Origin of the sequence: Micromonospora sp. NPDC049171 (assembly GCF_040648275.1) — a bacterium.
Classification (GTDB): domain Bacteria; phylum Actinomycetota; class Actinomycetes; order Mycobacteriales; family Micromonosporaceae; genus Micromonospora.
This window is the reverse complement of sequence record NZ_JBEZDJ010000024.1, coordinates 98,787-119,629: the sequence shown is the minus strand read 5'-3', so window position 1 is coordinate 119,629 and position 20,843 is coordinate 98,787. Positions and strand designations below refer to the sequence as shown.

The window sequence follows — 20,843 nt, the reverse complement described above, 5'->3', positions numbered from 1 at the left end:
CGGGCCAGGGCTCGGCCCAGAGTCCGCGTACTCAGGGTCGGGTGTGCTCGAATACCCAGGTGGCGTACGCGGGGTCACCACTGTCCACCCTGGACACCAGGATCTCCGGCACCTCGTACGGATGGCTGACCCGGATCTGGTCCACCAACGCGGCCAGCCGATCAGGTGCGGTCTTGAACTGCACCGACCACTCGGAGCTGGTCTCCACCCCCGACCGCCACCAGTAGGTGCTGTCCACCTGACCACCCACCTGTGCACAGGCGGCGAGCCGGCCCGCAACGGCCGCGGCCGCCAGCACGTCGGCAACCGAACGCGCGTCCACCACAGTCGTCACCACGCAGATCTGATCCACGCCCGCACCCTACGCGGCATTGTCCCGATGAGACGCGATCCACGTGTCGATCTGGGCCCACCAGTCGAACAGCCAGTCGATGCGTTGCTGCCGGCCGGTCGGCACGTCCTCCGGCGGCACCGACCAGAACCGCATCACGATCCGCTTGTCCATCGGCAACTCCCGCCACACGTCGGCGACGGTGAGCATCCGGTCCAGGCCGGTGTGGGCGACGAAGATGACCCCCGCGTCCGGGGCGGCGTCCAGTGCGGCGAGCATCCCGCCGGGCTGCGGGGCGAGCACGTGGCGCATCCGCTCGGCGCGCAGGGCCATCCGTTCCAGCCCGAGGGAACGCAGCCGGGCAATGGCGCGCAGCCGCCGCTTGGGGGTGAAGTTGCCGCCCTCGGGAAAGATGACGAACGCGTCGTTGTCGTCCAGGCCCGTGGCCAGGTGCCCGACCTGGCGTACCGTCTCCTCGCCGCGCTCCGGCGTCGGCGCGATGAAACGGTTGGGCAGCCGGTTGAGCAGCACGTCGATCGCCGGGTCCCACTGGAGGCTGTCCTTGAGGACGATCCGTGGCTCCCGCTTGAACCAGTTGACCAGGCCGTGGATCAGGATGAACGAGTCGCCCGGCCCGGCGTGCCGGCAGAGCACCAGCTCGGGCCGGCCGGGCAGCGCCGTGTCCGGATCGGTGCCGACCACGTCGATGCTCAACCGCAGGGTCCACCGCGCCTGCCAGAACAGCACCCGCAGGAACCAGCCCGCCAGCACGTAGTGGGCACGCTGGAAGGCCGGGGACCGGACCCGCCAGCCGAAGCCGGAGACGACCCAGAGCACGAAGAGCGCGAGCAGCGCGGCGGCGTTCCAGACCAGGTAGACGCAGCCGATCCAGAGCAGCCGCAACGGGCGCAACCGACCCGGGACCAGCGGCGACGCGGCTGCGGCGAGGAGCGCCCAGACCGGCAACGTGGTAACTACGACGAAGGCGAGCACCACCACGGCGGGAGCGATCAGCAACCGGCGAAGCCACCTGGGAGGCAGCGGCATCACCGCTCCAGGTGGGTGGCGAGGTAACGCCGGGAGGCGGTGTACGCCCGGCTGATCCGCCGGCCCACCGCCGCCATGTCCCGGTACGCCCACGGGGTGTCGTCTCGTGGGTTCAGCCCCCCGGTGGGCAGGACGTGCACCTCCACCCCCTCGGGCAGCGCGGCCATCTCGCGGAAGAAACGGTGCCGACGGGAGATCTCGAACGCGACCTGCGCGATCTCCCACGGCCGCCGGGGCGGCGTCAGCTCCCGTTCGATCCGACCCACCTGCAGGACGTAGATCCGGCGGGCGCCGACGGCCACCGCCTCGCCGATCGGGATGGAGTTGACGATGCCGCCGTCCACGTAGTGCGCGCCGTTGATCTCCATGGGTGGGAGCAGGCCCGGTACCGAGGCCGACGCCATCACCGCCGGCACCACCGGACCGGTGTCGAACCAGTGCTCGGCGGCCCGCTCGATGTGCGCGGCGCAGCAGCGGAACGGCACCCGCAGATCGGCGAAGGTGGTGTCCACCCCCAACTCGGTCTCCAGCAGGCGGCGCAGCGGCCGAGGCGAGTGCAGGTGGGTGCGGGCGGCGAAGCGGCGCAACTGCCGGGCGACCGAGTCGCCGTACACCTCGCTCGCCTCCGGCGAGGCCCAGAGCCGAACCAGCCGGTCGGTCACCGCCTCCGACGGGTCGGCGGCGACAAGCGCGCCGTTCACCGCGCCGATCGAGGTGCCGAGCACCATGTCGGGCTGGATGCCGGCGCGGAACAGCGCGCGCAGCATGCCCACCTCGACCGCGCCCAGCACTCCCCCGCCGCCGAGCACGAACGCCACCGGTCCCCCCGCCATGTCTCTCATCCTGGCACGGACCCGCAGCCGACCGGCCAGCCGCCGTCGTTGGACGGTCGGCGCACGCCAGGCACCGTCCGTCGACCGGAGGCGGCAACGGCGTTGACAGGCAGGACGCATTCGCGCAACCTGATACCGCTCCCACCCCTGAGGCAGGTGCGATCGGTGAAGGCAGCACTGCATGCGGGCCGATTGCTGGCCCGCAGATACCGGCTTCTCGACCAGATCGGCGCCGGCGGCATGTCCGTGATCTGGCGTGCCCGCGACGAGGTGCTGGACCGGGTCGTCGCGCTCAAGGTGCTCGCCCCCTCGTTGGCCGCCGACGCCCGCTTCCGGGACATGGTGCGCGAGGAGGCCCGAGCCGCCGCCCAGTTGGTGCACCCCCACGTCACCTCGGTGCACGACTACGGCGAGACGGTCGCCCCGGACGGCTCGATCACCTCGTTCGTGGTGATGGAGCTGCTCAGCGGCGAGGAGTTGGAGCTGCGACTCACCGAGGGGCCGTTGCCGTGGGCCGAGGCGGTCCAGGTGGCCGCCCAGGTCGCGGACGCGCTGGCCGCCGCGCACCGACTCGGCATCGTGCACCGGGACATCACCCCGGCCAACGTGATGATGACCGGGTCGGGGGTCAAGGTGCTCGACTTCGGCATCGCCACCCGGATCGGCACACCCGACGACGACGAGGACGGCGGCACCTTCGGAACGCCGGCGTACGTCGCACCGGAACGACTCGACGGCGCGCCGGCCCAGCCGTCCACCGACGTGTACTCGCTCGGCGTCCTGCTGCACGAGGCCCTCACCGGCCGGGTCCCCTACCCGGCGGAGACCTGGGAGCAGCTCAGCGCCGCGCTGGCCAACGGTCCGGCGCCGACGCTTGCCGAGTTGCCGGAGCTGCCCCCGGCGGTGGCCCGAATCTGCCTGCGTAGCCTCGCCCGCAACCCGGCCGACCGGCCGACCGCCCGTCAGGTCGCCACCGTGCTACGCGACCAGTTGGCGCCGGCCGACCCGTCACCCACGACCGTTCGGATGCCCACCCAGCCCCTGCCACCGCAGCCAGTCGCCGTCCCGCCGGCCGAAGGGACCCCGAACGCATGGGCCCCAGGCGGAGCGACCCCGAACGGATGGGCGCCAGACGGAGCGACCCCGAACGGATGGTCCCCGGGCGGCGCGACCCCAGGCGGAGGGACGACGGGCGGAGGGACGACGGGCGGGTCGAGATGGTCGCGACGGCGGCTGGCGCTGCTGCTCGTGCCCGTGGTCCTGGCGGTCGCGGCGGCGCTGATCGGGGTGGCCCTGCTGCCCGACCAGCAGCCCACGCGGCGAGCGCAGCCCCCGGCAGGCCCGGTGACGACTCCGGCGCCCACCCCGGCGACCACCGCGCCGTCCGCGCCGACGACGGCACCGCCAACGGGGCCGCGGACCACGTCGCCCACCTCGGATCCGGGCACCCTCGTCCAGGCCGCCAACCGGGTCGACGAGCTGATCTCCGCGGGGCTGAGCGCCGGGGAGATCCGCGACGACGTTGGCCTCGACCTGCGCAACGAACTCCGCAACCTGACCGCCCGGGTCAGCTCCGGCCGCGACGAGTTGGCACCACCGGTGGCCCGGCTGCGCCAGAAGGTCGCGGTCCGCCTCGGCGAGGGTGGCATCAGTCCGGCGTACGCGAGCCAACTCGACGCCGCCATCGCCGAGCTGGGTATGGTCCGGGTCTGACCAGGCGACGGTGTCGCGGCGGACCGGTCAGCGGGCATCGCGGCGGACCGGTCAGCGGGCCGAGACCCGGGCCGACTCGCGCACGTCGTGCCCGCCGGTGGCGAAGCGTCGGTAGATCTCCGCGTAGCCGTCCGCCATCCGCTCGACCGAGAAGTTCCGGGCCACGTGCGCCGCGCAGTCGGCCGGGTCGAGCCGCTGGGCCGCGCGCAGGGCCGCGGGTAGCTCCTCCGGGCTCGCACAGACCAGCCCGGTCACCCCGGGCTGGACCAGCTCCGGCACCGCGCCCCGGTTGAGCGCGACCACAGGTGTCCCGGTCGCCATCGCCTCCAGCATCACCATGCCGAACGGCTCGTCCCACTGGATCGGCATGATCAGGCAACGGGCGTCGACGAGCATCCGCAGCGTCTCGGCGCGGTCGGCGTTGAGCACGACTGTCACGTTCTCGTCGACAAGCGGCTCGACGACCTGCTCGTAGTACCGGCGCTCGGCCGGCTCGTTGCACTTGCCGGCGAGTAGCAGGGGCAACCCGGCCTCCCGGCACGCCTGGATGGCGATGTCCGGACCCTTGTCCGGGCTGAACCGGGCCAGCCACAGCACCGGCCCGCGGCCGGGCTCGGTCTTGCGCGGCAGGCCGTCGGCGTCCAGCGCGTTGTGCACCGTGCCAGCCCACGGCAGACCGGGGTTCAGCAGGCGCTGGGCGTGTGAGATCGCCACCAGGGCCACACCGGCGTCGATGTCGCTGAGCACGTCGCCGTACTCCCCCACGGGGTTGCCGTGCACTGTCGCAACCGTCGGTACGGCCCGGCGACCGGCGAGCAGCGGGCCGATCGTGGTGTGGTCGTGGATCACATCGAAGTCGGCCGCCGTGATCAGCCGGTTCACCCGGGCCAGGTGGGCCAGCTCCGGCAGTGACTCGCCGAGCCGCTCGTACTGGACCTCGGGCACCGTCGAGACGAAGCCGTCGGCGGCGGTGCCGTGGTGGCTGCCGGCGCCGAACAGGGTCACCGCGTGCCCGTGCCTGCTCAACTCGTCCACAAGTGCGGCGACGACCTGTTCCAGGCCGCCGTAACCGGGCGGCGGCACGGACAACCAGGGCGGAACCACCATCGCGACACGCAGAGACCGCTCCGGAGGGCGGCCCGCAGGCGGGTGGTTCACGGCCACGAGTCCTCCCCGTTGCTCCCCGTGCGGCGTCACCCGCCGGCCGGCGGGTGAGGTCGGCGGCGGGTTCCCGGTGGCGTCCGGGGTAAACCGGACAAGCGGACGCTCACCCGCCGACCAGAAGTTGGTCGTGCACCACCCGCACGCCCGGCGCGCACCAGGCGACCCGCTCGACCTGGTCGCGTTCCCACCAGGACCGGACCACCCCGGCGAGGACCAGCGCGTCGCCGTCCACCTCGACGGTCACCCGATCGGCACCGATCGTGCGGGCCAACGCCCGCTGGACGTCCCGACGCAGGCGTTCGGCGACCGGTGGGGCCGCCGGTCGTACCTCGATCAGGTTGGTGATCCCCCGGACGCCGGCGAGCCGGCGCACCTCGCCCTCGGCGGCGCGGCGCTGCCAGCCGAACTCGACAGCACCGCGCAGCATCAGCCAGCCGTTGGCGACTGTGACGTCCAGGCGTTCGGCCGGCACGGAGCTGTCCCACTCCAGCGCCCGAGAGGCGGCGATGGCGATCTCGGCGTCGGTCCGCCCCGGCGTGCCGGACAGCCGCACCTCGATCGTGTCGGCCACCGCCCGTACGCCGCGAACCCGCTGCGCGCACCGGGTCGCGGCCCAGGCGCGGGCGGCGCCGTCCACGAAGCCGGTCAGGGTGACCACCCCCTGGTCGACGCTCACGCCGATCTCGTTCGGCCGCAGCCGGGGGTCCCAGGCCAGCTCCGCGAGGACGTCGCGTTGGATCCGCTGGTCGTCGCGGACACCCACCACCTCGGTCATGGCACCCACCCCCGGTCTCAGTTGCGCACACTCCGCACCGAAACCTGCCGGGTGAACGGGTGACGGCGGTTCACCCGATCCGGGTGAACCGCCGTCCGGGCGGAAAAAAGCGGCGGGTGACGGAGCCGACCCCCTCGGCCCCGCCACCCGCCGCCGGAGGGAGGAAGCAGGTGTGGATATCTGTTAGGACGTCTCGGCGAGCGTCACGGTTGCCGACTTCTCGGCGCCGTTTCGCTTGTACTGCACCTCGACCCGGTCGCCGACCTTGCCGGCCTGCACCGCGCCCACCAGGTCGTCCGAGTCGTTGACCGGCTTGTCACCGAACTTGGTGACGACGTCGCCCTGCTGGAGGCCGGCCTTCTCGGCCGGGCTGCCCGGGGTGACCGACGCGACGAGCGCGCCGCCGCCCTCGGCCTGGTTGACGCCCACCCCGAGGGAGGGGTGGCTGACCTTCTCGCGGCGCTGAAGCTTGCCCGCGACGTCCTTGGCCTTGTTGCTGGGGATGGCGAACCCGACGCCGATGTTGCCGGTGCTCTGCCCGGAGGTGGCGATGGCGGTGTTGACGCCGATCACCTCACCCCGGGTGTTGACGAGCGCACCGCCGGAGTTGCCCGGGTTGATCGGCGCGTCGGTCTGGAGCAGACCGGAGATCGAGCTGACCGGCTGGCTCTGCTGGCTCGGGTCCTGCTGCTGGCCGTCGCCGGCCCGGATGGTGCGGTCCCGGGCGCTGAGGATGCCCGAGGTCACCGAACCCTGCAGGCCGAGCGGGCTGCCCAGGGCGAGCACCTGGTCGCCGACCTGCATGGCGTCGCTGTCGCCGAACTTGGCCGGCTTGAGGTCGGTGACCCCGTCGGCCTTGACCACGGCCAGGTCGGTCTTCGGGTCGGTGCCAATGATCTTCGCCGGCGCCTTCGTGCCGTCGGCGAAGACCACCTGGACGGTGTCACCGCCGGCGGAGGCGACCACGTGGTTGTTGGTCAGCACGTAGCCGTCGTTGGTGAGCACCACCCCGGAGCCCTCGCCGCTGCCGGTGGTGATGGAGACGACGCTGTCCTGCACGGACGCGGCGATCTTCGGCAGGTCGGCGCTGTTGAGCACCGGTGCCGCCGTGTAGGTGCGGGTGGTGCCGCCGCTGTCACCGTCGAGGGCGAGGGCGAGGGCACCGCCGGCGACGCCGGAGCCGAGCATCAGCGCGAACACCGCGACGCCGGCGCCGGCGAACTTGGCGATCCGGCCCGGCCGGGGGCCGCTGCCGGGCGGCGCGACCTGCGGGCCCCACGGCGGAATCGGCTGACCGGGCTGCTGCGGGTGCTGGCCGGGGTGCTGAGCGTGCTGACCGGGATGCTGCGGGTGCTGACCGGGGTGCTGAGCGTGCTGCTGGTGCGGCGGGTACGCCATGCCCGGCTGCCCCCCGCCGGCCCAGCCGGACTGCTGGCCCGGGTACCAGGGAGCGCCGGGGTACCGGCCGGCATTCGGCTGCGGGTAGCCGGGCTGACCTGGTGCCGGGTAGCCGGAGACCGGGTACGGCGGCGCGGAGGGTGTGGCGGCCGGCGGCTCGTACCCCGTGGGCTGCGCGGCGGGCGTGGCGGCCGGCGGCTCGTACCCGGTCGCCGGCGGCGTGCTGGCCGGCTGCCCGGCGTAGGCGGCGGGTGCGGCTTCGGTGCCGGCGACGGCCGGCGTGGCCGCGGTGGTCTCCGTGTCACGGGTGGTCGCCGGGTCACCGACGGCCTGCACGTCACGGGTGGTCGCCGCGTCACCGGTGGAGTGCGCGTCACCGGTGGTTGAGACGAACGACATGGGAGTGGTCGGGGAGTCGGACTGCGCGCGCTCGTCGCGCGGCAGCTCGGCGGTGGGGTGCGACGGCTCGGCGTCGGTGGGGGCCGGCCGGCGCTGCGGGTCGGACTCGTACTCGGTCATGCCTCTACCTTCTCCCTGGGCACTGCAATCAACCTGGAACCGTCCTGGAAGTTGGCTGAAAGTCACTCGCCCGCTTCCTCTGCCTGTGGCAGCAGCGGCAGCCGGACCCGGAAGGTGGCTCCACCACCGGGCGTCTCGGCCACCTCGACCGAGCCGTGGTGCGCGGCGACAAGCGCCGCCACGATGGCCAGGCCAAGGCCCGTGCCGGTGTTGCCGTCGGCGCGCCTCGTACGCGCCGCGTCGGCCCGGTAGAACCGCTCGAAGACCCGTTCGGCCTGCTCCGGCGAGAGGCCGGGGCCGGTGTCGGCCACCTCCACGACGGCGCGGCTCCCCGGCTCGGCCCGCAACCGCACGCGGATTTCGGCGTCCGGCGGGGTGTGGGTCAGCGCGTTGGTGACCAGGTTGCCGATCACCTGACGCAACCGCGCGTCGTCAGCGGAGACGACGAGCGGACCCGACCCGGGCTCGATCTCCAACTCGATCCGACGATCCGGGGCCATCACCCGAGCGGCCTGCACCGCGTCGGAGGCGAGCACCGGCAACTCCACCGGAGTCAGCGAGAGCGGCCGTTCCCGGTCCAGCCGGGCCAGCAGCAGCAGGTCCTCGACGAGCAGCCCCATCCGGGACGCCTCGTCCTCGATGCGGCGCAGCAGGCCGGCGGTCTGCTCCGGCTCCCGGGCCGCGCCCTGCCGGTACAGCTCGGCGAAGCCGCGGATGGTGGTCAGCGGGGTCCGCAGCTCGTGCGAGGCGTCCGCGACGAACTGCCGCATCCGCTCCTCCGAGCGGATTGCCCGCGCCTCGGACGCCTGGGCGGCGTACGCGGCGTCCCGGGCGGCGCTCTCCGCCGAGCGGGCGGACATCTCCGAGGCGGCCCTGGCGGTGAACGCGGCCTCGATCTGGGTGAGCATCGCGTTCAGCGCACGGGAGAGCCGGCCGAGCTCCGAGGTCGGATGCCCCTGCCCCTGCTCCGGGTCGGGCACCCGCTGGGTGAGGTCGCCACCGGCGATGGCGGCGGCGGTTCGTTCGATCTCCACAAGCGGTTTGAGGCTGGTCCGGACGATCGCCGCGCCCACCGAGGCCAGCATGATCAGCACCGCCCCACCGACCAGCAGGTCGATCCAGACCAGCCGCTTGACGGCCAGGTCGACGTCGGTGAGGTGCTGACCGATGGCCGCGAGCTCGCCGGTGGGTAGCTCGGTGTAGAGCATCCGCCAGCGCACCTTGCTGTCCCGCGCCCGGACGGTGAAGGGTTCGCCCTCCAGCTTCTCGAAGCCGGCGGCGTCCGTCGGCCAGGGTGGCAGGTCGGCCGTGGCGAAACGCTTGTCGTCGTAGACGGTGACCCGGACGCCAGTCGGGTCGGCGACCACTACCAGGTAGTCGGTCGGAACGCCCACCCGCCCCTGCTGCGCGGCCGCGATCTCGACGGTGCGCGCCGAGCCACTCAACTCGGTGTCGACCTGGGTGACCAGGTAGCTGCGCAGGAAGACAGTGGTCAGCGAACTGATCACCAGCAGCGCGGCGGCGACCAGCAACAGCACCGCGGTCACCAGCTTGACCCGCAGCGGTACGCCCCGCAGCCGTCCCTTCGCCTGCTGGACCGTGTTCACGCCGCCGGCTTGCGCAGCACGTACCCGACGCCACGCAGCGTGTGGATCAACCGGGGCTGGGTGGTGTCGACCTTGCGCCGCAGGTAGGAGATGTAGGACTCGACGATGTTGTCGTCACCACGGAAGTCGTAGTTCCAGACGTGGTCGAGGATCTGCGCCTTGGACAGCACCCGGTTGGCGTTGAGCATCAGGTAGCGCAGGAGCTTGAACTCGGTCGGCGAGAGCTGCACGCGCTGGCCGGCCCGGTGCACCTCGTGGGTCTCCTCGTCCAACTCCAGGTCGGCGAAGGTGAGCCGGGACGGGGCCTGCCCACCGGTCGTGGTGCGACGCAGCACGGCCCGGATCCGGGCGGTCAACTCCTCCAGGCTGAACGGCTTGGTGACGTAGTCGTCGCCACCCAGGGTCAACCCACGGATCTTGTCGTCGGTGGCGTCCCGAGCGGTCAGGAAGACCACCGGGGTACGCGTGCCGCCCTCGCGCAGCATGCGGATGACCTCGAAGCCGTCCAGGTCCGGCAGCATGACGTCGAGCACCACCAGGTCGGGCCGGTGGTCCTTGGCAGCGTTGAGCGCCGCGCTCCCACTCGTCGCGGTGGCCACGTCGAAGCCCGCGAACCGCAGGCTCGCGGAGAGCAGTTCGAGGATGTTGGGGTCGTCCTCGACGACGAGGAGTCGCGCCTCGGTCTGGGTAGCGGGCATGCGCCCATCATCGGTGACCTCACTGCGCCTGCGCTGGACACTTCCTGGAAAAACCCTGTGAGTCGCGACCGTGCGGCGATCGTGCTCAGCGCAGGAGGCGGCGCAGGCCGTCCAGGGCGCCGTCGAGCAGCCGGATCGCGGTGCGCAGCTGGGTGTCGGTGAACTGCCGGGCGCGCATCAGTCGGCCCACCTCGGCACTGAACGCGGTGAGCCGCTGGTCGAGCTCGTCGAGCAGCTCGGCTCGTGGTCCGGCGGTCGACGCCGGCCGGGGCGGCGGTGCCGGTGTGTCCCACCGGGTGCGCCGGGTCTGCCGGGTGGCCTCGCTCAGCTCCCGCTTGAGGTCGCGAGCCGAGCCGCGTACCTCGCTGCGGATCTCGCCGGCCAGGCTGGAGAGGTCGGCCACCGAGGCCGCGATGTCCGCTTCGAGCGCGGCCAACTCACCGGCCCGCTGGCGCAGCTCCGCACGACCGGCGTCGGTGATGTCGTACGTCTTGCGGCCACCGGCAGCGGTGTGGCTGACCAGCCCCTCGACCTCGAGCCGTTGCAGGCGGGGGTAGATGGTGCCGGCGCTGGGCGCGTAGAGCCCGAGGAAACGGTCCTCCAGCAGGCGGATCAGCTCGTAGCCGTGCTTGGGGCCGTCGTCGAGCAGCTTGAGCAGGTAGAGCCGGAGCCGCCCGTGGCTGAACACGGCGGTCACGGCAGCTCCTCCCCGTCGTGGTCGACAGCTCGGGCGAGCAGGGCGATGCTCCCCGAGGTCGTGGAAGCCCAGAGCTTACCGTCGCCGGCGCCGAGCACACCCGCGCCGCTGGACGGCGGGAACGGCGAGGTGCGTACCTGCGGAAAGCCGCTGGTGATCCGCCCGGCGGCGGTCTGCAGTTCAACGGCGAGGTCGCTGTCCTCGCGGACCCGGACGGTGATGCTGCCCGTGACGGTGGTCAGCCGGATCTCGCTGCGCCGGGGATTGTCCAGGTCACAGGTGATGGCGCCGGAGACGGTCTGCGCCCGCACCCGGTCGGCGGCGCTGTCGGCGATGATCACCTCGCCGGAGACCGTCTCCAGGGTGAGGTCACCGCGGACGCCGAGCGCCTCCACCGGGCCGGAGGTGATGTGCGCGCTGGTGGTGCCCCGTAGACCCATGAGGGTGATCTGGCCGGCGGTGACCTGGACCGTGGTCTGCTGGCGCAGGCCGGAGGCGACAAGCGAGCCCGCGACCAGGCCAAGGTCGGCGATGGTGTCGGCAGGGACGGCGACGGAGACGTCCACCTTCGGATAGCGGTGGATCATGCGGAACCACCGCAGGACGTCCGACCAGCTCCGGCCGCGTTCCTGGCGGATGCTGAGCCGTCCGTTGGAGTGCTCGATCAGGACCGGCCGACGGCCGACCTGGGTGACGTCGACCCGGGCGGGGCCGTCGGCGGCGACCACGTTGAGCCGTCCGCTCACCAGGCGGACGTCCAGGCGGGTGACCGGCCCGTCCAGGGTGAGCCGCCGCGGGCTCTCGACAGTCCATCCGGCCATGGCGCGTCCTCCCTCTCGGCGGCGCGCCGACGCGCGCCCGACGAGCAGACAGTAACGCGATACATCGCGACAGCACAAGACAGGTCGCGAGTTGGTGGCATCCGGCCGACGGCCGGGTGTGCCTCCGCGAGCGTGATGCCTGTGAGTCATCTTGATGACTCACAGGCATCAGCCGGTACCGGGCCCACCCGCCGCCAGCCTGTTCGAGGTTGGCCGGGTTCAGGTCGGAGTGAATAAGCGCGCCGCCGACACTCCCCCTCAGGCCGCCAGGTCCAGCCCGCCACCGACGAGCGGCGTCGCCGTGGGCGCAGCGACGGCCGGGGTCGCCGTGGGCAGTGGACGCAGCCGGGCCCGCGGCACCACGGCCGCCGCAGGCAACAGGTGTACGGCCGACTCGGCGGCTCGGGCCAGCAACCGCCGGTCGGCGGCACGGGCCGGGTGCAGAGCTGCGGTGATCGTCACCGACACCACAAGTTCCCGCACCGCGACCACCCGCGCCACCGATCGCAGCAGCGTGTCCGCACCGAGGAAGGCGGCGGCCGTGGTGGTCGTACCGGTGGCCGCGCAGCGGTAGGCGAGCCGCAGCGGCACCACCGGGCTGCCCGTGTCGATGGCCGCCTGGAACGTCGCGGGCCGGAAACCGCCGCCGGGGCGGCAGTCGGCGGCACCCTCACCGGCACACCAGGTCGTACCCTCCGGAAAGACCGCCACCGACCGGCCGGCGCGCAACGTGTCGGCGACCCGGCCGACCATGCTCGGCAGCGCCCGCGGCCGGGAGCGGTCCACGAAGACGGTCCCCGCCGCCGCGGCCAGGAGGCCGACCACCGGCCAGGAACGGATCTCCCGCTTCGCGACCATCCGGGTGGGCGCTACCGCCAACATCGCGATGACGTCCAGCCACGAGACGTGGTTGGCAACCAGCAGCGCCCGTCGTCGGGGCAGCCGGCCCCGGATCACCAGCCGGACGCCGAAGGCACCCGCGGTGGCCCGGGCCCAACCGCGTACCGCCGCCTGCCGTTCCTGGGTCGGCAGCACGGGCAGCAGCACCACCAGGCCGACACCGGCCAGCAGCATGCCGGTCACGGCGACCAGCCGGAGCACCCGACGGGCCACCGGCACCGTGGGCACCTCGCCGTCCGTCGGCAGACAGCCGTCGCCGCAACCCGACGAGGGCCGCCACAGGTCGTGCGGTACGGCGGTCACCGCTCTGCCCCGCCGAGGAAGTGCCGCAGGTAACGCGGATTCATCCGGTCCAGGCAGAAGAGCACGTAGAAGTCCGCGCACCCGAAGTCGGGGTCGTACGACGGCTCGCCGCAGATCCACGCGCCGAGCCGGAGGTAGCCACGCAGCAGCGGCGGTACCGCGACGCGCCCGGCCGGATCGGCGGAGGCGGCGGCCGGGTTGGCGAACCAGGGTCGCAGCGGTCGGACCCGCAGCGGCGGCGGTGACAGGTGCCGGGCCTGTGCCTGGGCCCACACGCCGGCGACCGTCCGTCCGCCGTCGTCCACCGGCACCGAGGCGCAGCCGCCGAGCCACCGGGAGCCCCGCAGGTGCAGGTACCGGGTGATGCCGGCCCACATCAGGTTGATCACCGCGCCGGAGCGGTGGTCCGGGTGCACACAGGACCGACCCGCCTCGACGAGGTCGTCACGGAGCGGATCGAGCGCACCGAGGTCGAACTCGTCCTCGGCGTACCGCCGGTTGGTGCGCCCCGGCGGCAGCAGTCGGTACGTGCCGACCACCTCGCCGGTGCTGTCCTCGCGGACGATCAGGTGGTCGCAGTACGCGTCGAAGGGGTCCACGTCCAGCCCGGCCGCGCCGGGGAGGAGGGTGGCGCCGAGTTCGGTGGCGAACACCTCGTGGCGCAGGCGTTGCGCGGCCGCGACCTGGGTGGGGTCGTCGGCGATCAGCAGGGTGTATCCGCTGGTCGTCAAGGGTGCGCCAGCGGCATGCAGAACGGCCATGGGATCTGTGTAGGTGCCCGGGTTGCCATTCACGGGGACCACCGGTGTCGGCAGGATGAACGCCGGCCGGCAGATGCGCCCCGCAGGTGGTCGTGCGAGGCTGCGCGACGAACCGGCGACGACGCCGACGTGCCCCACCGGAGGTCGACGATGCGCATCGAGTCCCGCTACAACGGGCCCGCCGGCTCGGGCAACGGCGGCTGGAGCGCGGGAGTGTTCGCCGCCCAGGCGGGTGGCACCGGCCCGGTCGAGGTGACGCTGCGCCGGCCACCGCCGCTGGAGACCGAGTTGACCCTGGTCGGCGACGAGGTCCGGGACCCGGCCGGCGAGCTGGTGGCCGAGGTGCGCCCCGCCGGGGTGGTCGACGCCGTCGTACCCCCGGTCGACCTGGACACCGCGGTGGCCGCGGCGACCCGCTATCCCGGCCTGGTCGAGCATCCGTTTCCGGGTTGTTATGTCTGCGGGCCGCAGCGGACCGACGGGTTGCGGATCTTTCCCGGTCGGCTGCCGGACGGGCGGACCGCCGCGCCGTTCCGGGCGCCCGCGCAGGTCGGCGCGGCCACGGTCTGGGCGGCGTTGGACTGCCCCGGCGGCTGGACGGTGCTCGCGCCGGGCCGCCCGTACCTGCTGGGTCGGATCGCCGCCGTGGTCACGGCGCTGCCGGGCCCCGGCGACGACTGCGTGGTGACCGGGGCGTTGCTCGGCGTCGATGGGCGCAAGGCGCTCGTGCACACCAGTCTGTACGGCCCGGACGGTGCGCTACTCGGCGCGGCCCGGGCGACCTGGATCGCCCGCTGAGCCCCGGCCCGTCGTCCGCAGGGTGGACTCGCCTCCGCCCTGCGACGGAGGCGAACATACGGACCGCGCCTGATTGACCTTGTTGCCCCGGGCCGTCACGCTGTGCCACGGCGTACCTCGACGCCGTTCACGGGAGGAGAACGATGACTGACGGGCAGCGAAGCCCCACCAGCGACGGTCAGATCGTGGTGTCCGGTCTGACGAAGCAGTACAAGAACGTGCGGGCGGTGAACAACCTGTCCTTCACCGTGGCACCGGGGCGGGTGACCGGCTTCCTCGGCCCGAACGGCGCTGGCAAGACCACCACCCTGCGCATGCTGCTGAACCTGGTCACGCCGACTGCCGGCACGGCCACCATCAGCGGCCACCGGTACACCGACCTGTCGGACCCGCTGCGGCACGTCGGCGCGGTGCTGGAAGCCTCCAGCGCGCACAAGGGCCGCACCGGCATCAACCACCTGCGGGTCATCTGCGCGGCGGCCGGGCTGCCCCGGCAGCGAGCCGACGAGGCGCTGGCCCTGGTCGGGTTGACCCCGGCGGCGAAGCGCAAGTTCAAGGGCTACTCGCTGGGCATGAAGCAGCGGCTCGGCATCGCCGCCGCGATGCTCGGTGACCCCCGCGTGCTGATCCTCGACGAGCCCGCCAACGGGCTCGACCCGGAGGGCATCCGGTGGATGCGCGGGTTCCTCAAGAACCTCGCCGTCGAGGGCCGCACCGTGCTGGTCTCCAGCCACCTGCTGTCGGAGATGCAGTTGCTCGCCGACGACGTGGTGATCATCGCGGCTGGGCAGTTGGTCCGGCAGGGACCTGTCGAGCAGGTCCTCGGCTCGATGGCGCAGAGCGCCCGGGTGCGGGTGCGCACGCCGCAGGCCGAGGCGCTGGTCGCGGCCCTGAAGGCGCAGTCGGCGACCATCGAGACCGACGAGCAGGGCGTGCTGCTGGTCGGCGGGGTGGACGCCCCGACGATCGGCCGGGCCGCCCTGGCCACCGGGGTCGAGCTGCACGAACTGACCACCGAACGACCCGACCTGGAACGGGTCTTCCTGGAGCTGACGGCCGGAAAGGCGGGCATCCGATGAACCTGGTCCGAGCCGAACTGCTCAAGATCCGTACCACCAGCACCTGGTGGTGGCTGGCCCTCGGCGCGTTCCTCTCGATCGCCCTGGCGTTCGCGATCAACGCGTGGTTGCTCGTCACGGCGCTCGGTGGCGACGCCGAGAACATCGGCGTCAGCGCCGAGCAGGCGACCGCGCCGGCGCAGGCGGCGAACCTCTACACCTCGGGCCAGTACCTCGGGCTGATGTTCGTGATGCTCATCGGCATCCTGATGGTCACCAACGAGTTCTTCCACCAGACCGCGACGACGACGTTCCTGACGACTCCCCGGCGTACGTCGGTCATCGTCGGCAAGCTCATCGCCGCCAGCCTGCTCGGCTTCATGTTCTGGTTGGCGACGACGCTCATCGACCTGGCCGCCGGCTCGATCTTCCTGTCCCTGAACGACTACGGCACCCAGCTCGGTGAGTGGCCGGTGCAGCGGGCGCTGCTGTTCAACCTGCTCGCGTACGCCATCTGGACGATCCTCGGGGTGGGCATCGGCACGCTGATCACCAACCAGCTCGGAGCGGTGATCACGGCGGCGGTGCTCTACCTGATCGGCACGCAGGTGGTGGGTCTGCTGTTCCTGCTCCTGTCGAACCTGCTGGACAGCCAGGCGGTGCTCAAGTGGCAGGTGGTCTGGCCGGCGGTGGCGTCCCAGGTCATGATCACGGAGGGCACCTCGGAGTTCACCCCGTCCTGGTGGGTCGGCGCGCTGGTGCTGGTCGGCTACGCCCTGGTCACCGGGGTCGTCGGCGTCCTGATCACTCGACGGCGCGACATCGCCTGACGGCGGTCCCGACCCCGGGGACGGCGGCGACAGTCCCGCCGCTCCGGGGTCGGTGCCCCGCCCTCGCGGGCGACCATGCGTTACCAGTCCCTCACCAGCCGCGCAGCGGTTGCTGAACTTCTGGCATCTTCTGTGAATCCGGCCACGGGACCGAGGCTGAAATGCCTGCGGGATCGGTACGGCGTAGCCTGGGAGCCGTCCAGTCCGTGCTCCTAATCGGGCACGAGGGACACACCGCGTGCCACACAAACCCGCGTGAAAGAGGCGATTACCGGCCGTGTCGACCCAGCAGACTTCGCAGGAGAACCCACTGGCGGGTTTCGGCCCGAATGAGTGGATCGTCGAGGAGATGTACCAGCGGTACCTCGCCGACCCATCGAGCGTCGATTCGGCCTGGCACGACTTCTTCGCCGACTACCGGCCAGCGCCCGGCGCGGCCACGCCAAGCGGGGCCGAGTCGTCGGAAAAGCCGGCCGCCGCTCCCGAGCCGGACGGGCAGCCGGAGGCAGCCGCCACGGTCAGCCAGCCGAGCGCCACGCCGCCGGCGACCGCGAGCAAGCCGAGCGCCGCACAGCCGTCCGCAGCGCAGCCGTCCGCAGCGCAGCCGTCCGCAGCGCAGCCGTCCGCCGCGCAGCCGGCACCGGCCAAGCCCGCCGCCGCACAGTCGGCACCGGCCAAGCCCGCCGCCGCGCCGGCCGCGCCCAAGGCCGCCCCGACGAAGGCCGCCCCGGCCAAGCCGGCCGCCGCGCCCAGCGCCGACGGCCCGCAGACCACGCCGTTGCGGGGCGTCGCGGCGAAGATCGTCCAGAACATGGACGCCTCGCTGAGCGTGCCCACCGCGACAAGCGTGCGCGCGGTCCCGGCCAAGCTGCTCGTCGACAACCGCATCGTGATCAACAACCACCTCGCCCGGGGGCGCGGTGGCAAGGTCAGTTTCACCCACCTGGTCGGCTACGCGCTGGTCCGGGCGCTGGCCCAGCACCCCGAGATGAACAACTCCTTCGCCGAGGCCAACGGCAAGCCGGCGATGATCCGCCCGGCGCACGTCAACCTCGGCATCGCGATCGACCTGGCCAAGCCGGACGGCACCCGCAACCTGGTGGTCCCCTCCATCAAGGGCTGCGAGCAGATGGACTTCCGGCAGTTCTGGCAGGCGTACGAGGACGTGGTCCGGCGGGCGCGGCGCAACGAGCTGACCATGGACGACTACTCCGGCACCACGATCTCGCTGACCAACCCGGGCGGCATCGGCACCGTGCACTCGATGCCGCGCCTGATGCAGGGGCAGAGCGCGATCATCGGCGTGGGCGCGATGGAATACCCGGCTCCCTACCAGGGCATGTCCGAGGCCACCCTGGCCGAGCTGGCCGTCAGCAAGATCATCACGCTGACCAGCACGTACGACCACCGGATCATCCAGGGCGCGCAGTCCGGCGAGTTCCTCAAGGTGATGCACGAGCTGATCCTCGGCGAGCACGGCTTCTACGACCAGATCTTCACCTCGCTGCGCATCCCGTACGAGCCGGTGCGGTGGATGCGCGACGTGGCGGTCAACTCCGAGGGTCAGATCAACAAGACCGCCCGGGTGCACGAGCTGATCCACGCGTACCGGGTGCGCGGTCACCTGATGGCCGACACCGACCCGCTGGAATTCAAGATCCGCAAGCACCCCGACCTGGACGTCCTCCAGCACGGGCTCACCCTGTGGGACCTCGACCGCGAGTTCCCGGTCAACGGCTTCGCCGGCCGGCAGCGGATGAAGCTGCGCTCGATTCTGGGCGTGCTGCGAGACTCCTACTGCCGCCGGGTCGGCATCGAGTACATGCACATCCAGGACCCGGAGGAGCGGCGCTGGATCCAGGAACGGATCGAGCGCAAGTACGAGAAGCCGTCCGCCGACGAGCAGAAGCACGTGCTCAACCGGCTCAACGCCGCCGAGGCGTTCGAGACCTTCCTGCAGACCAAGTACGTGGGCCAGAAGCGCTTCTCGCTGGAGGGCGGCGAGTCGCTGATCCCGCTGCTCGGTGAGGTGTTGGAGTCGTCCGCCGAGAACGGCTTGGACGAGGTCGTCATCGGCATGGCGCACCGGGGTCGGCTCAACGTGCTGGCCAACATCGTCGGCAAGCCGTACGAGAAGATCTTCTCGGAGTTCGAGGGTCACCTGGACCCGCGCTCGACGCAGGGCTCCGGCGACGTGAAATACCACCTCGGCCAGAACGGCAAGTTCACCACCCCCGACGGCGAGCACGCGGTCAAGGTGTCGGTGGTGGCCAACCCGTCGCACCTGGAGGCCGTCGACCCGGTGCTGGAGGGCATCGTCCGGGCCAAGCAGGACCGGATCGACCTCAAGCTGGAGGGTTACACCGTGCTGCCGCTGGCGGTGCACGGTGACGCCGCGTTCGCCGGGCAGGGCGTGGTCGCCGAGACGCTCAACCTGTCGCAGTTGCGCGGCTACCGCACCGGCGGCACCGTGCACGTGGTGGTCAACAACCAGGTCGGCTTCACCACCGCCCCGGAGTACAGCCGGTCCAGCCTCTACAGCACCGACGTGGCCCGGATGATCCAGGCGCCGATCTTCCACGTGAACGGCGACGACCCGGAGGCTGTGGTCCGGGTGGCCCGGTTGGCCTTCGAGTACCGGCAGACGTTCAACAAGGACGTCGTGATCGACATGGTCTGCTACCGCCGGCGCGGGCACAACGAGGGCGACGACCCGTCGATGTCCAACCCCCAGATGTACAAGATCATTGATTCGAAGCGCTCGGTGCGCAAGCTCTACACCGAGGAGCTGATCGGTCGCGGCGACATCACCGTGGAGGACGCGGAGGAGCTGCTGCGCGACTACCAGGCGCAGCTGGAGAAGGTCTTCAAGGCCACCCGGGACGCCGCCTCGGCGCCACGGCAGCTCAACCGGCCGCGCCGCGAGGAGGAGCCGGAGCCGCAGGTCGACACCGCCACCGACGCGTCAGTGGTCAAGGCCATCGGCGAGGCGCACATCAACCTCCCGGAGGGCTTCACCCCGCACAAGCGGATCCAGCAACTGCTGGACCGGCGAGCCAAGATGTCCACCGAGGGCAACATCGACTGGGGCTTCGGCGAGATCATCGCGCTCGGGGCGCTGCTGCACGACGGGGTCACCGTCCGGCTGGCCGGGCAGGACTCGCGGCGTGGCACGTTCGTCCAGCGGCACGCCTCGGTGGTCGACTCCCGCACCGGCGACGACTACCTGCCGCTGAAGTCGCTCACCGGCGACGGCGAACGCTCCCGGTTCTTCGTGCACGACTCGCTGCTCAGCGAGTACGCGGCGATGGGCTTCGAGTACGGCTACTCGGTGGAGAACATCAATGCCCTCGTCGCCTGGGAAGCCCAGTTCGGCGACTTCGTCAACGGCGCCCAGTCGGTGATCGACGAGTTCATCTCCTCCGGCGAGGTGAAGTGGGGCCAGCGCTCCGCCATCACCCTGCTGCTGCCGCACGGCCACGAGGGCCAGGGCCCGGACCACACCTCCGGCCGGCCGGAGCGGTTCCTACAGATGTGCGCCGAGGACAACATGCGGGTGTCCATCCCGACGACCCCGGCGAACTACTTCCACCTGCTGCGCCGCCAGGCCCTGTCGCCCAAGCGCAAGCCGCTCGTGGTGTTCACACCGAAGTCGCTGCTGCGGCACAAGCTCTGCGTCTCCTCGGTGGAGGACTTCACCACCGGCACCTTCCAGCCGGTGCTGCGCGACCCGGCCGCCCCGGCACCGGAGGCGGTGAAGCGGGTGCTGCTCTGCTCCGGCAAGGTCTACTACGACCTGTTCCAGGCCCGGCAGGATCGCGGCGTCACCGACACCGCGATCCTCCGCATCGAGCAGCTGTACCCGCTGCCGGTGGAAGAGATCCGGGCCGCCCTCGCGCAGTTCCCGAACGCGGAGGACTTCGCCTGGGTGCAGGAGGAGCCGGCCAACCAGGGCGCCTGGTCGTTCGTCGCGCTCAACCTGCTGGAGCACCTCACGGACGTCCGGCTGCGGCGGATCTCCCGCCCGGCCGCGGCCGCCCCGGCGGTCGGCTCGGCCAAGACCCACGAGGTCGAGCAGAACGCACTGATCGAGGCGGCTCTCCCCCGCCCGTGACCTGACCGCACCACGCGAGCCGGGGCAGGGCCGTTTCACAGCGGTCCTGCCCCGGCTCGCGTCGGTCCCGCCCGGTCCACCCCGCGCTGGCCTACCTGTTGACCAGTCGACCATCCACGCACCCACCAACCGAACCCGCCCGGTCCGACCCGGGCCGAGCACGAGGACGTACCCATGTACTTCACCGACCGTGGCATCGAGGAGCTCGTCGAGCGCCGGGGCGAAGAGCAGGTGACCCTGGAGTGGCTGGGTGAACGCCTACGCGACTTCGTGGACCTCAACCCCGACTTCGAAACCCCCATCGAACGCCTGGCTACCTACCTGGCCCGCCTAGACGACCCAGACGACGAAGACGCCTAACCCCCTCCCGCCCCGCCCCACCCCGCCCCGCCCCACCCCGCCCCGTCCGCGTTGCCCCGCCCCGTCCGCGTTGATCATGAGGTTAGCCGCGCGTGTCGTCGGCGTGTCGAGCAACA

At 71.9% G+C, this 20,843-nt stretch carries 18 protein-coding genes; 6 read left to right on the top strand and 12 right to left on the bottom strand.

The genetic code is table 11. From position 1 onward, the window contains the following. Positions 1 to 31: 31 nt before the first annotated feature. Genes cutA through AB0B14_RS27355 form a run of 3 tightly spaced genes read right to left on the bottom strand, consistent with a single transcriptional unit; the run spans position 32 to position 2,211 of the window. Positions 32 to 352 carry a divalent-cation tolerance protein CutA gene (cutA, locus tag AB0B14_RS27365; protein WP_357066756.1) on the bottom strand — a complete coding sequence of 107 codons (321 nt, stop codon included), beginning with the start codon at positions 350 to 352 and terminating at the stop codon, positions 32 to 34. A gap of 9 nt (positions 353 to 361) precedes the next feature. Next, the gene (locus AB0B14_RS27360; RefSeq protein WP_357066754.1) at positions 362 to 1,378 is read right to left on the bottom strand and encodes a 1-acyl-sn-glycerol-3-phosphate acyltransferase; all 1,017 of its coding nucleotides are present in this window, start codon (positions 1,376 to 1,378) and stop codon (positions 362 to 364) included. Beyond that, positions 1,378 to 2,211, bottom strand: a complete 834-nt coding sequence (locus tag AB0B14_RS27355; RefSeq protein ID WP_357066752.1) for a patatin-like phospholipase family protein — start codon at positions 2,209 to 2,211, stop codon at positions 1,378 to 1,380. The genes AB0B14_RS27360 and AB0B14_RS27355 overlap by 1 nt, the downstream gene beginning before the upstream one ends. A 165-nt stretch (positions 2,212 to 2,376) precedes the next feature. Here AB0B14_RS27355 and AB0B14_RS27350 point away from each other — a divergent pair, with 165 nt between their 5' ends. Next, positions 2,377 to 3,924 carry a serine/threonine-protein kinase gene (locus tag AB0B14_RS27350; protein ID WP_357524889.1) on the top strand — a complete coding sequence of 516 codons (1,548 nt, stop codon included), beginning with the start codon at positions 2,377 to 2,379 and terminating at the stop codon, positions 3,922 to 3,924. A gap of 51 nt (positions 3,925 to 3,975) precedes the next feature. Here AB0B14_RS27350 and AB0B14_RS27345 read toward each other — a convergent pair whose 3' ends face one another. From AB0B14_RS27345 to AB0B14_RS27305, 9 genes are all read right to left on the bottom strand, one after another. Next, positions 3,976 to 5,031, bottom strand: a complete 1,056-nt coding sequence (locus AB0B14_RS27345; RefSeq protein WP_357524887.1) for a glycosyltransferase family 4 protein — start codon at positions 5,029 to 5,031, stop codon at positions 3,976 to 3,978. Between the two features lie 160 nt (positions 5,032 to 5,191). Further along, on the bottom strand, positions 5,192 to 5,863 hold the full coding sequence (locus AB0B14_RS27340; RefSeq protein WP_357524885.1) for a BON domain-containing protein: 672 nt from the start codon (positions 5,861 to 5,863) through the stop codon (positions 5,192 to 5,194). Positions 5,864 to 6,046: 183 nt separating this feature from the next. Beyond that, on the bottom strand, positions 6,047 to 7,780 hold the full coding sequence (locus tag AB0B14_RS27335; RefSeq protein ID WP_357524883.1) for a trypsin-like peptidase domain-containing protein: 1,734 nt from the start codon (positions 7,778 to 7,780) through the stop codon (positions 6,047 to 6,049). A 62-nt stretch (positions 7,781 to 7,842) separates the two neighbouring features. Continuing rightward, on the bottom strand, positions 7,843 to 9,387 hold the full coding sequence (locus AB0B14_RS27330) for a HAMP domain-containing sensor histidine kinase (protein WP_357066741.1): 1,545 nt from the start codon (positions 9,385 to 9,387) through the stop codon (positions 7,843 to 7,845). Beyond that, complete coding sequence (locus AB0B14_RS27325; protein WP_355033347.1) at positions 9,384 to 10,085, bottom strand: response regulator transcription factor; 702 nt, start codon at positions 10,083 to 10,085, stop codon at positions 9,384 to 9,386. Before AB0B14_RS27325 ends, AB0B14_RS27330 begins: the two co-directional genes overlap by 4 nt. A gap of 85 nt (positions 10,086 to 10,170) precedes the next feature. Beyond that, complete coding sequence (locus tag AB0B14_RS27320; RefSeq protein ID WP_357066737.1) at positions 10,171 to 10,782, bottom strand: PadR family transcriptional regulator; 612 nt, start codon at positions 10,780 to 10,782, stop codon at positions 10,171 to 10,173. After that, positions 10,779 to 11,603 (bottom strand): DUF4097 family beta strand repeat-containing protein, encoded by an 825-nt coding sequence (locus AB0B14_RS27315; protein ID WP_357524881.1) that lies wholly within the window; start codon positions 11,601 to 11,603, stop codon positions 10,779 to 10,781. Before AB0B14_RS27315 ends, AB0B14_RS27320 begins: the two co-directional genes overlap by 4 nt. Before the next feature lie 258 nt (positions 11,604 to 11,861). Further along, positions 11,862 to 12,806 (bottom strand): lysophospholipid acyltransferase family protein, encoded by a 945-nt coding sequence (locus tag AB0B14_RS27310; RefSeq protein ID WP_357066733.1) that lies wholly within the window; start codon positions 12,804 to 12,806, stop codon positions 11,862 to 11,864. Beyond that, entirely contained in the window at positions 12,803 to 13,567 is a 765-nt protein-coding gene (locus AB0B14_RS27305; RefSeq protein WP_357524879.1) for a GNAT family N-acyltransferase, read from the bottom strand. Before AB0B14_RS27305 ends, AB0B14_RS27310 begins: the two co-directional genes overlap by 4 nt. 150 nt (positions 13,568 to 13,717) lie before the next feature. Between AB0B14_RS27305 and AB0B14_RS27300 the strand changes: the two genes are divergently transcribed. From AB0B14_RS27300 to AB0B14_RS27280, 5 genes are all read left to right on the top strand, one after another. Next, positions 13,718 to 14,365, top strand: coding sequence for a hypothetical protein (locus AB0B14_RS27300; RefSeq protein WP_357524877.1), 648 nt, complete (start codon positions 13,718 to 13,720; stop codon positions 14,363 to 14,365). 143 nt (positions 14,366 to 14,508) lie between these two features. Beyond that, positions 14,509 to 15,444 (top strand): ATP-binding cassette domain-containing protein, encoded by a 936-nt coding sequence (locus tag AB0B14_RS27295; RefSeq protein ID WP_357066727.1) that lies wholly within the window; start codon positions 14,509 to 14,511, stop codon positions 15,442 to 15,444. After that, complete coding sequence (locus tag AB0B14_RS27290) at positions 15,441 to 16,253, top strand: ABC transporter permease (protein WP_357066725.1); 813 nt, start codon at positions 15,441 to 15,443, stop codon at positions 16,251 to 16,253. Before AB0B14_RS27295 ends, AB0B14_RS27290 begins: the two co-directional genes overlap by 4 nt. Before the next feature lie 277 nt (positions 16,254 to 16,530). Then, on the top strand, positions 16,531 to 20,367 hold the full coding sequence (locus AB0B14_RS27285) for a multifunctional oxoglutarate decarboxylase/oxoglutarate dehydrogenase thiamine pyrophosphate-binding subunit/dihydrolipoyllysine-residue succinyltransferase subunit (RefSeq protein WP_357524875.1): 3,837 nt from the start codon (positions 16,531 to 16,533) through the stop codon (positions 20,365 to 20,367). A gap of 174 nt (positions 20,368 to 20,541) precedes the next feature. Then, on the top strand, positions 20,542 to 20,727 hold the full coding sequence (locus AB0B14_RS27280) for a DUF6104 family protein (RefSeq protein WP_030490374.1): 186 nt from the start codon (positions 20,542 to 20,544) through the stop codon (positions 20,725 to 20,727). Positions 20,728 to 20,843 lie beyond the last annotated feature (116 nt).

Excerpts from the sequence above, each read along its gene's own strand:
- AB0B14_RS27300 (WP_357524877.1), top strand. The coding sequence starts at position 13,718 with ATGCGCATCGAGTCCCGCTACAACGGGCCCGCCGGCTCGGGCAACGGC.
- AB0B14_RS27305 (WP_357524879.1), bottom strand. The coding sequence starts at position 13,567 with ATGGCCGTTCTGCATGCCGCTGGCGCACCCTTGACGACCAGCGGATAC.
- AB0B14_RS27295 (WP_357066727.1), top strand. The coding sequence starts at position 14,509 with ATGACTGACGGGCAGCGAAGCCCCACCAGCGACGGTCAGATCGTGGTG.
- AB0B14_RS27355 (WP_357066752.1), bottom strand. The coding sequence starts at position 2,211 with ATGGCGGGGGGACCGGTGGCGTTCGTGCTCGGCGGCGGGGGAGTGCTG.
- AB0B14_RS27290 (WP_357066725.1), top strand. The coding sequence starts at position 15,441 with ATGAACCTGGTCCGAGCCGAACTGCTCAAGATCCGTACCACCAGCACC.
- AB0B14_RS27280 (WP_030490374.1), top strand. The coding sequence starts at position 20,542 with ATGTACTTCACCGACCGTGGCATCGAGGAGCTCGTCGAGCGCCGGGGC.
- AB0B14_RS27360 (WP_357066754.1), bottom strand. The coding sequence starts at position 1,378 with ATGCCGCTGCCTCCCAGGTGGCTTCGCCGGTTGCTGATCGCTCCCGCC.
- AB0B14_RS27335 (WP_357524883.1), bottom strand. The coding sequence starts at position 7,780 with ATGACCGAGTACGAGTCCGACCCGCAGCGCCGGCCGGCCCCCACCGAC.
- AB0B14_RS27340 (WP_357524885.1), bottom strand. The coding sequence starts at position 5,863 with ATGACCGAGGTGGTGGGTGTCCGCGACGACCAGCGGATCCAACGCGAC.
- AB0B14_RS27315 (WP_357524881.1), bottom strand. The coding sequence starts at position 11,603 with ATGGCCGGATGGACTGTCGAGAGCCCGCGGCGGCTCACCCTGGACGGG.
- AB0B14_RS27345 (WP_357524887.1), bottom strand. The coding sequence starts at position 5,031 with ATGGTGGTTCCGCCCTGGTTGTCCGTGCCGCCGCCCGGTTACGGCGGC.
- AB0B14_RS27325 (WP_355033347.1), bottom strand. The coding sequence starts at position 10,085 with ATGCCCGCTACCCAGACCGAGGCGCGACTCCTCGTCGTCGAGGACGAC.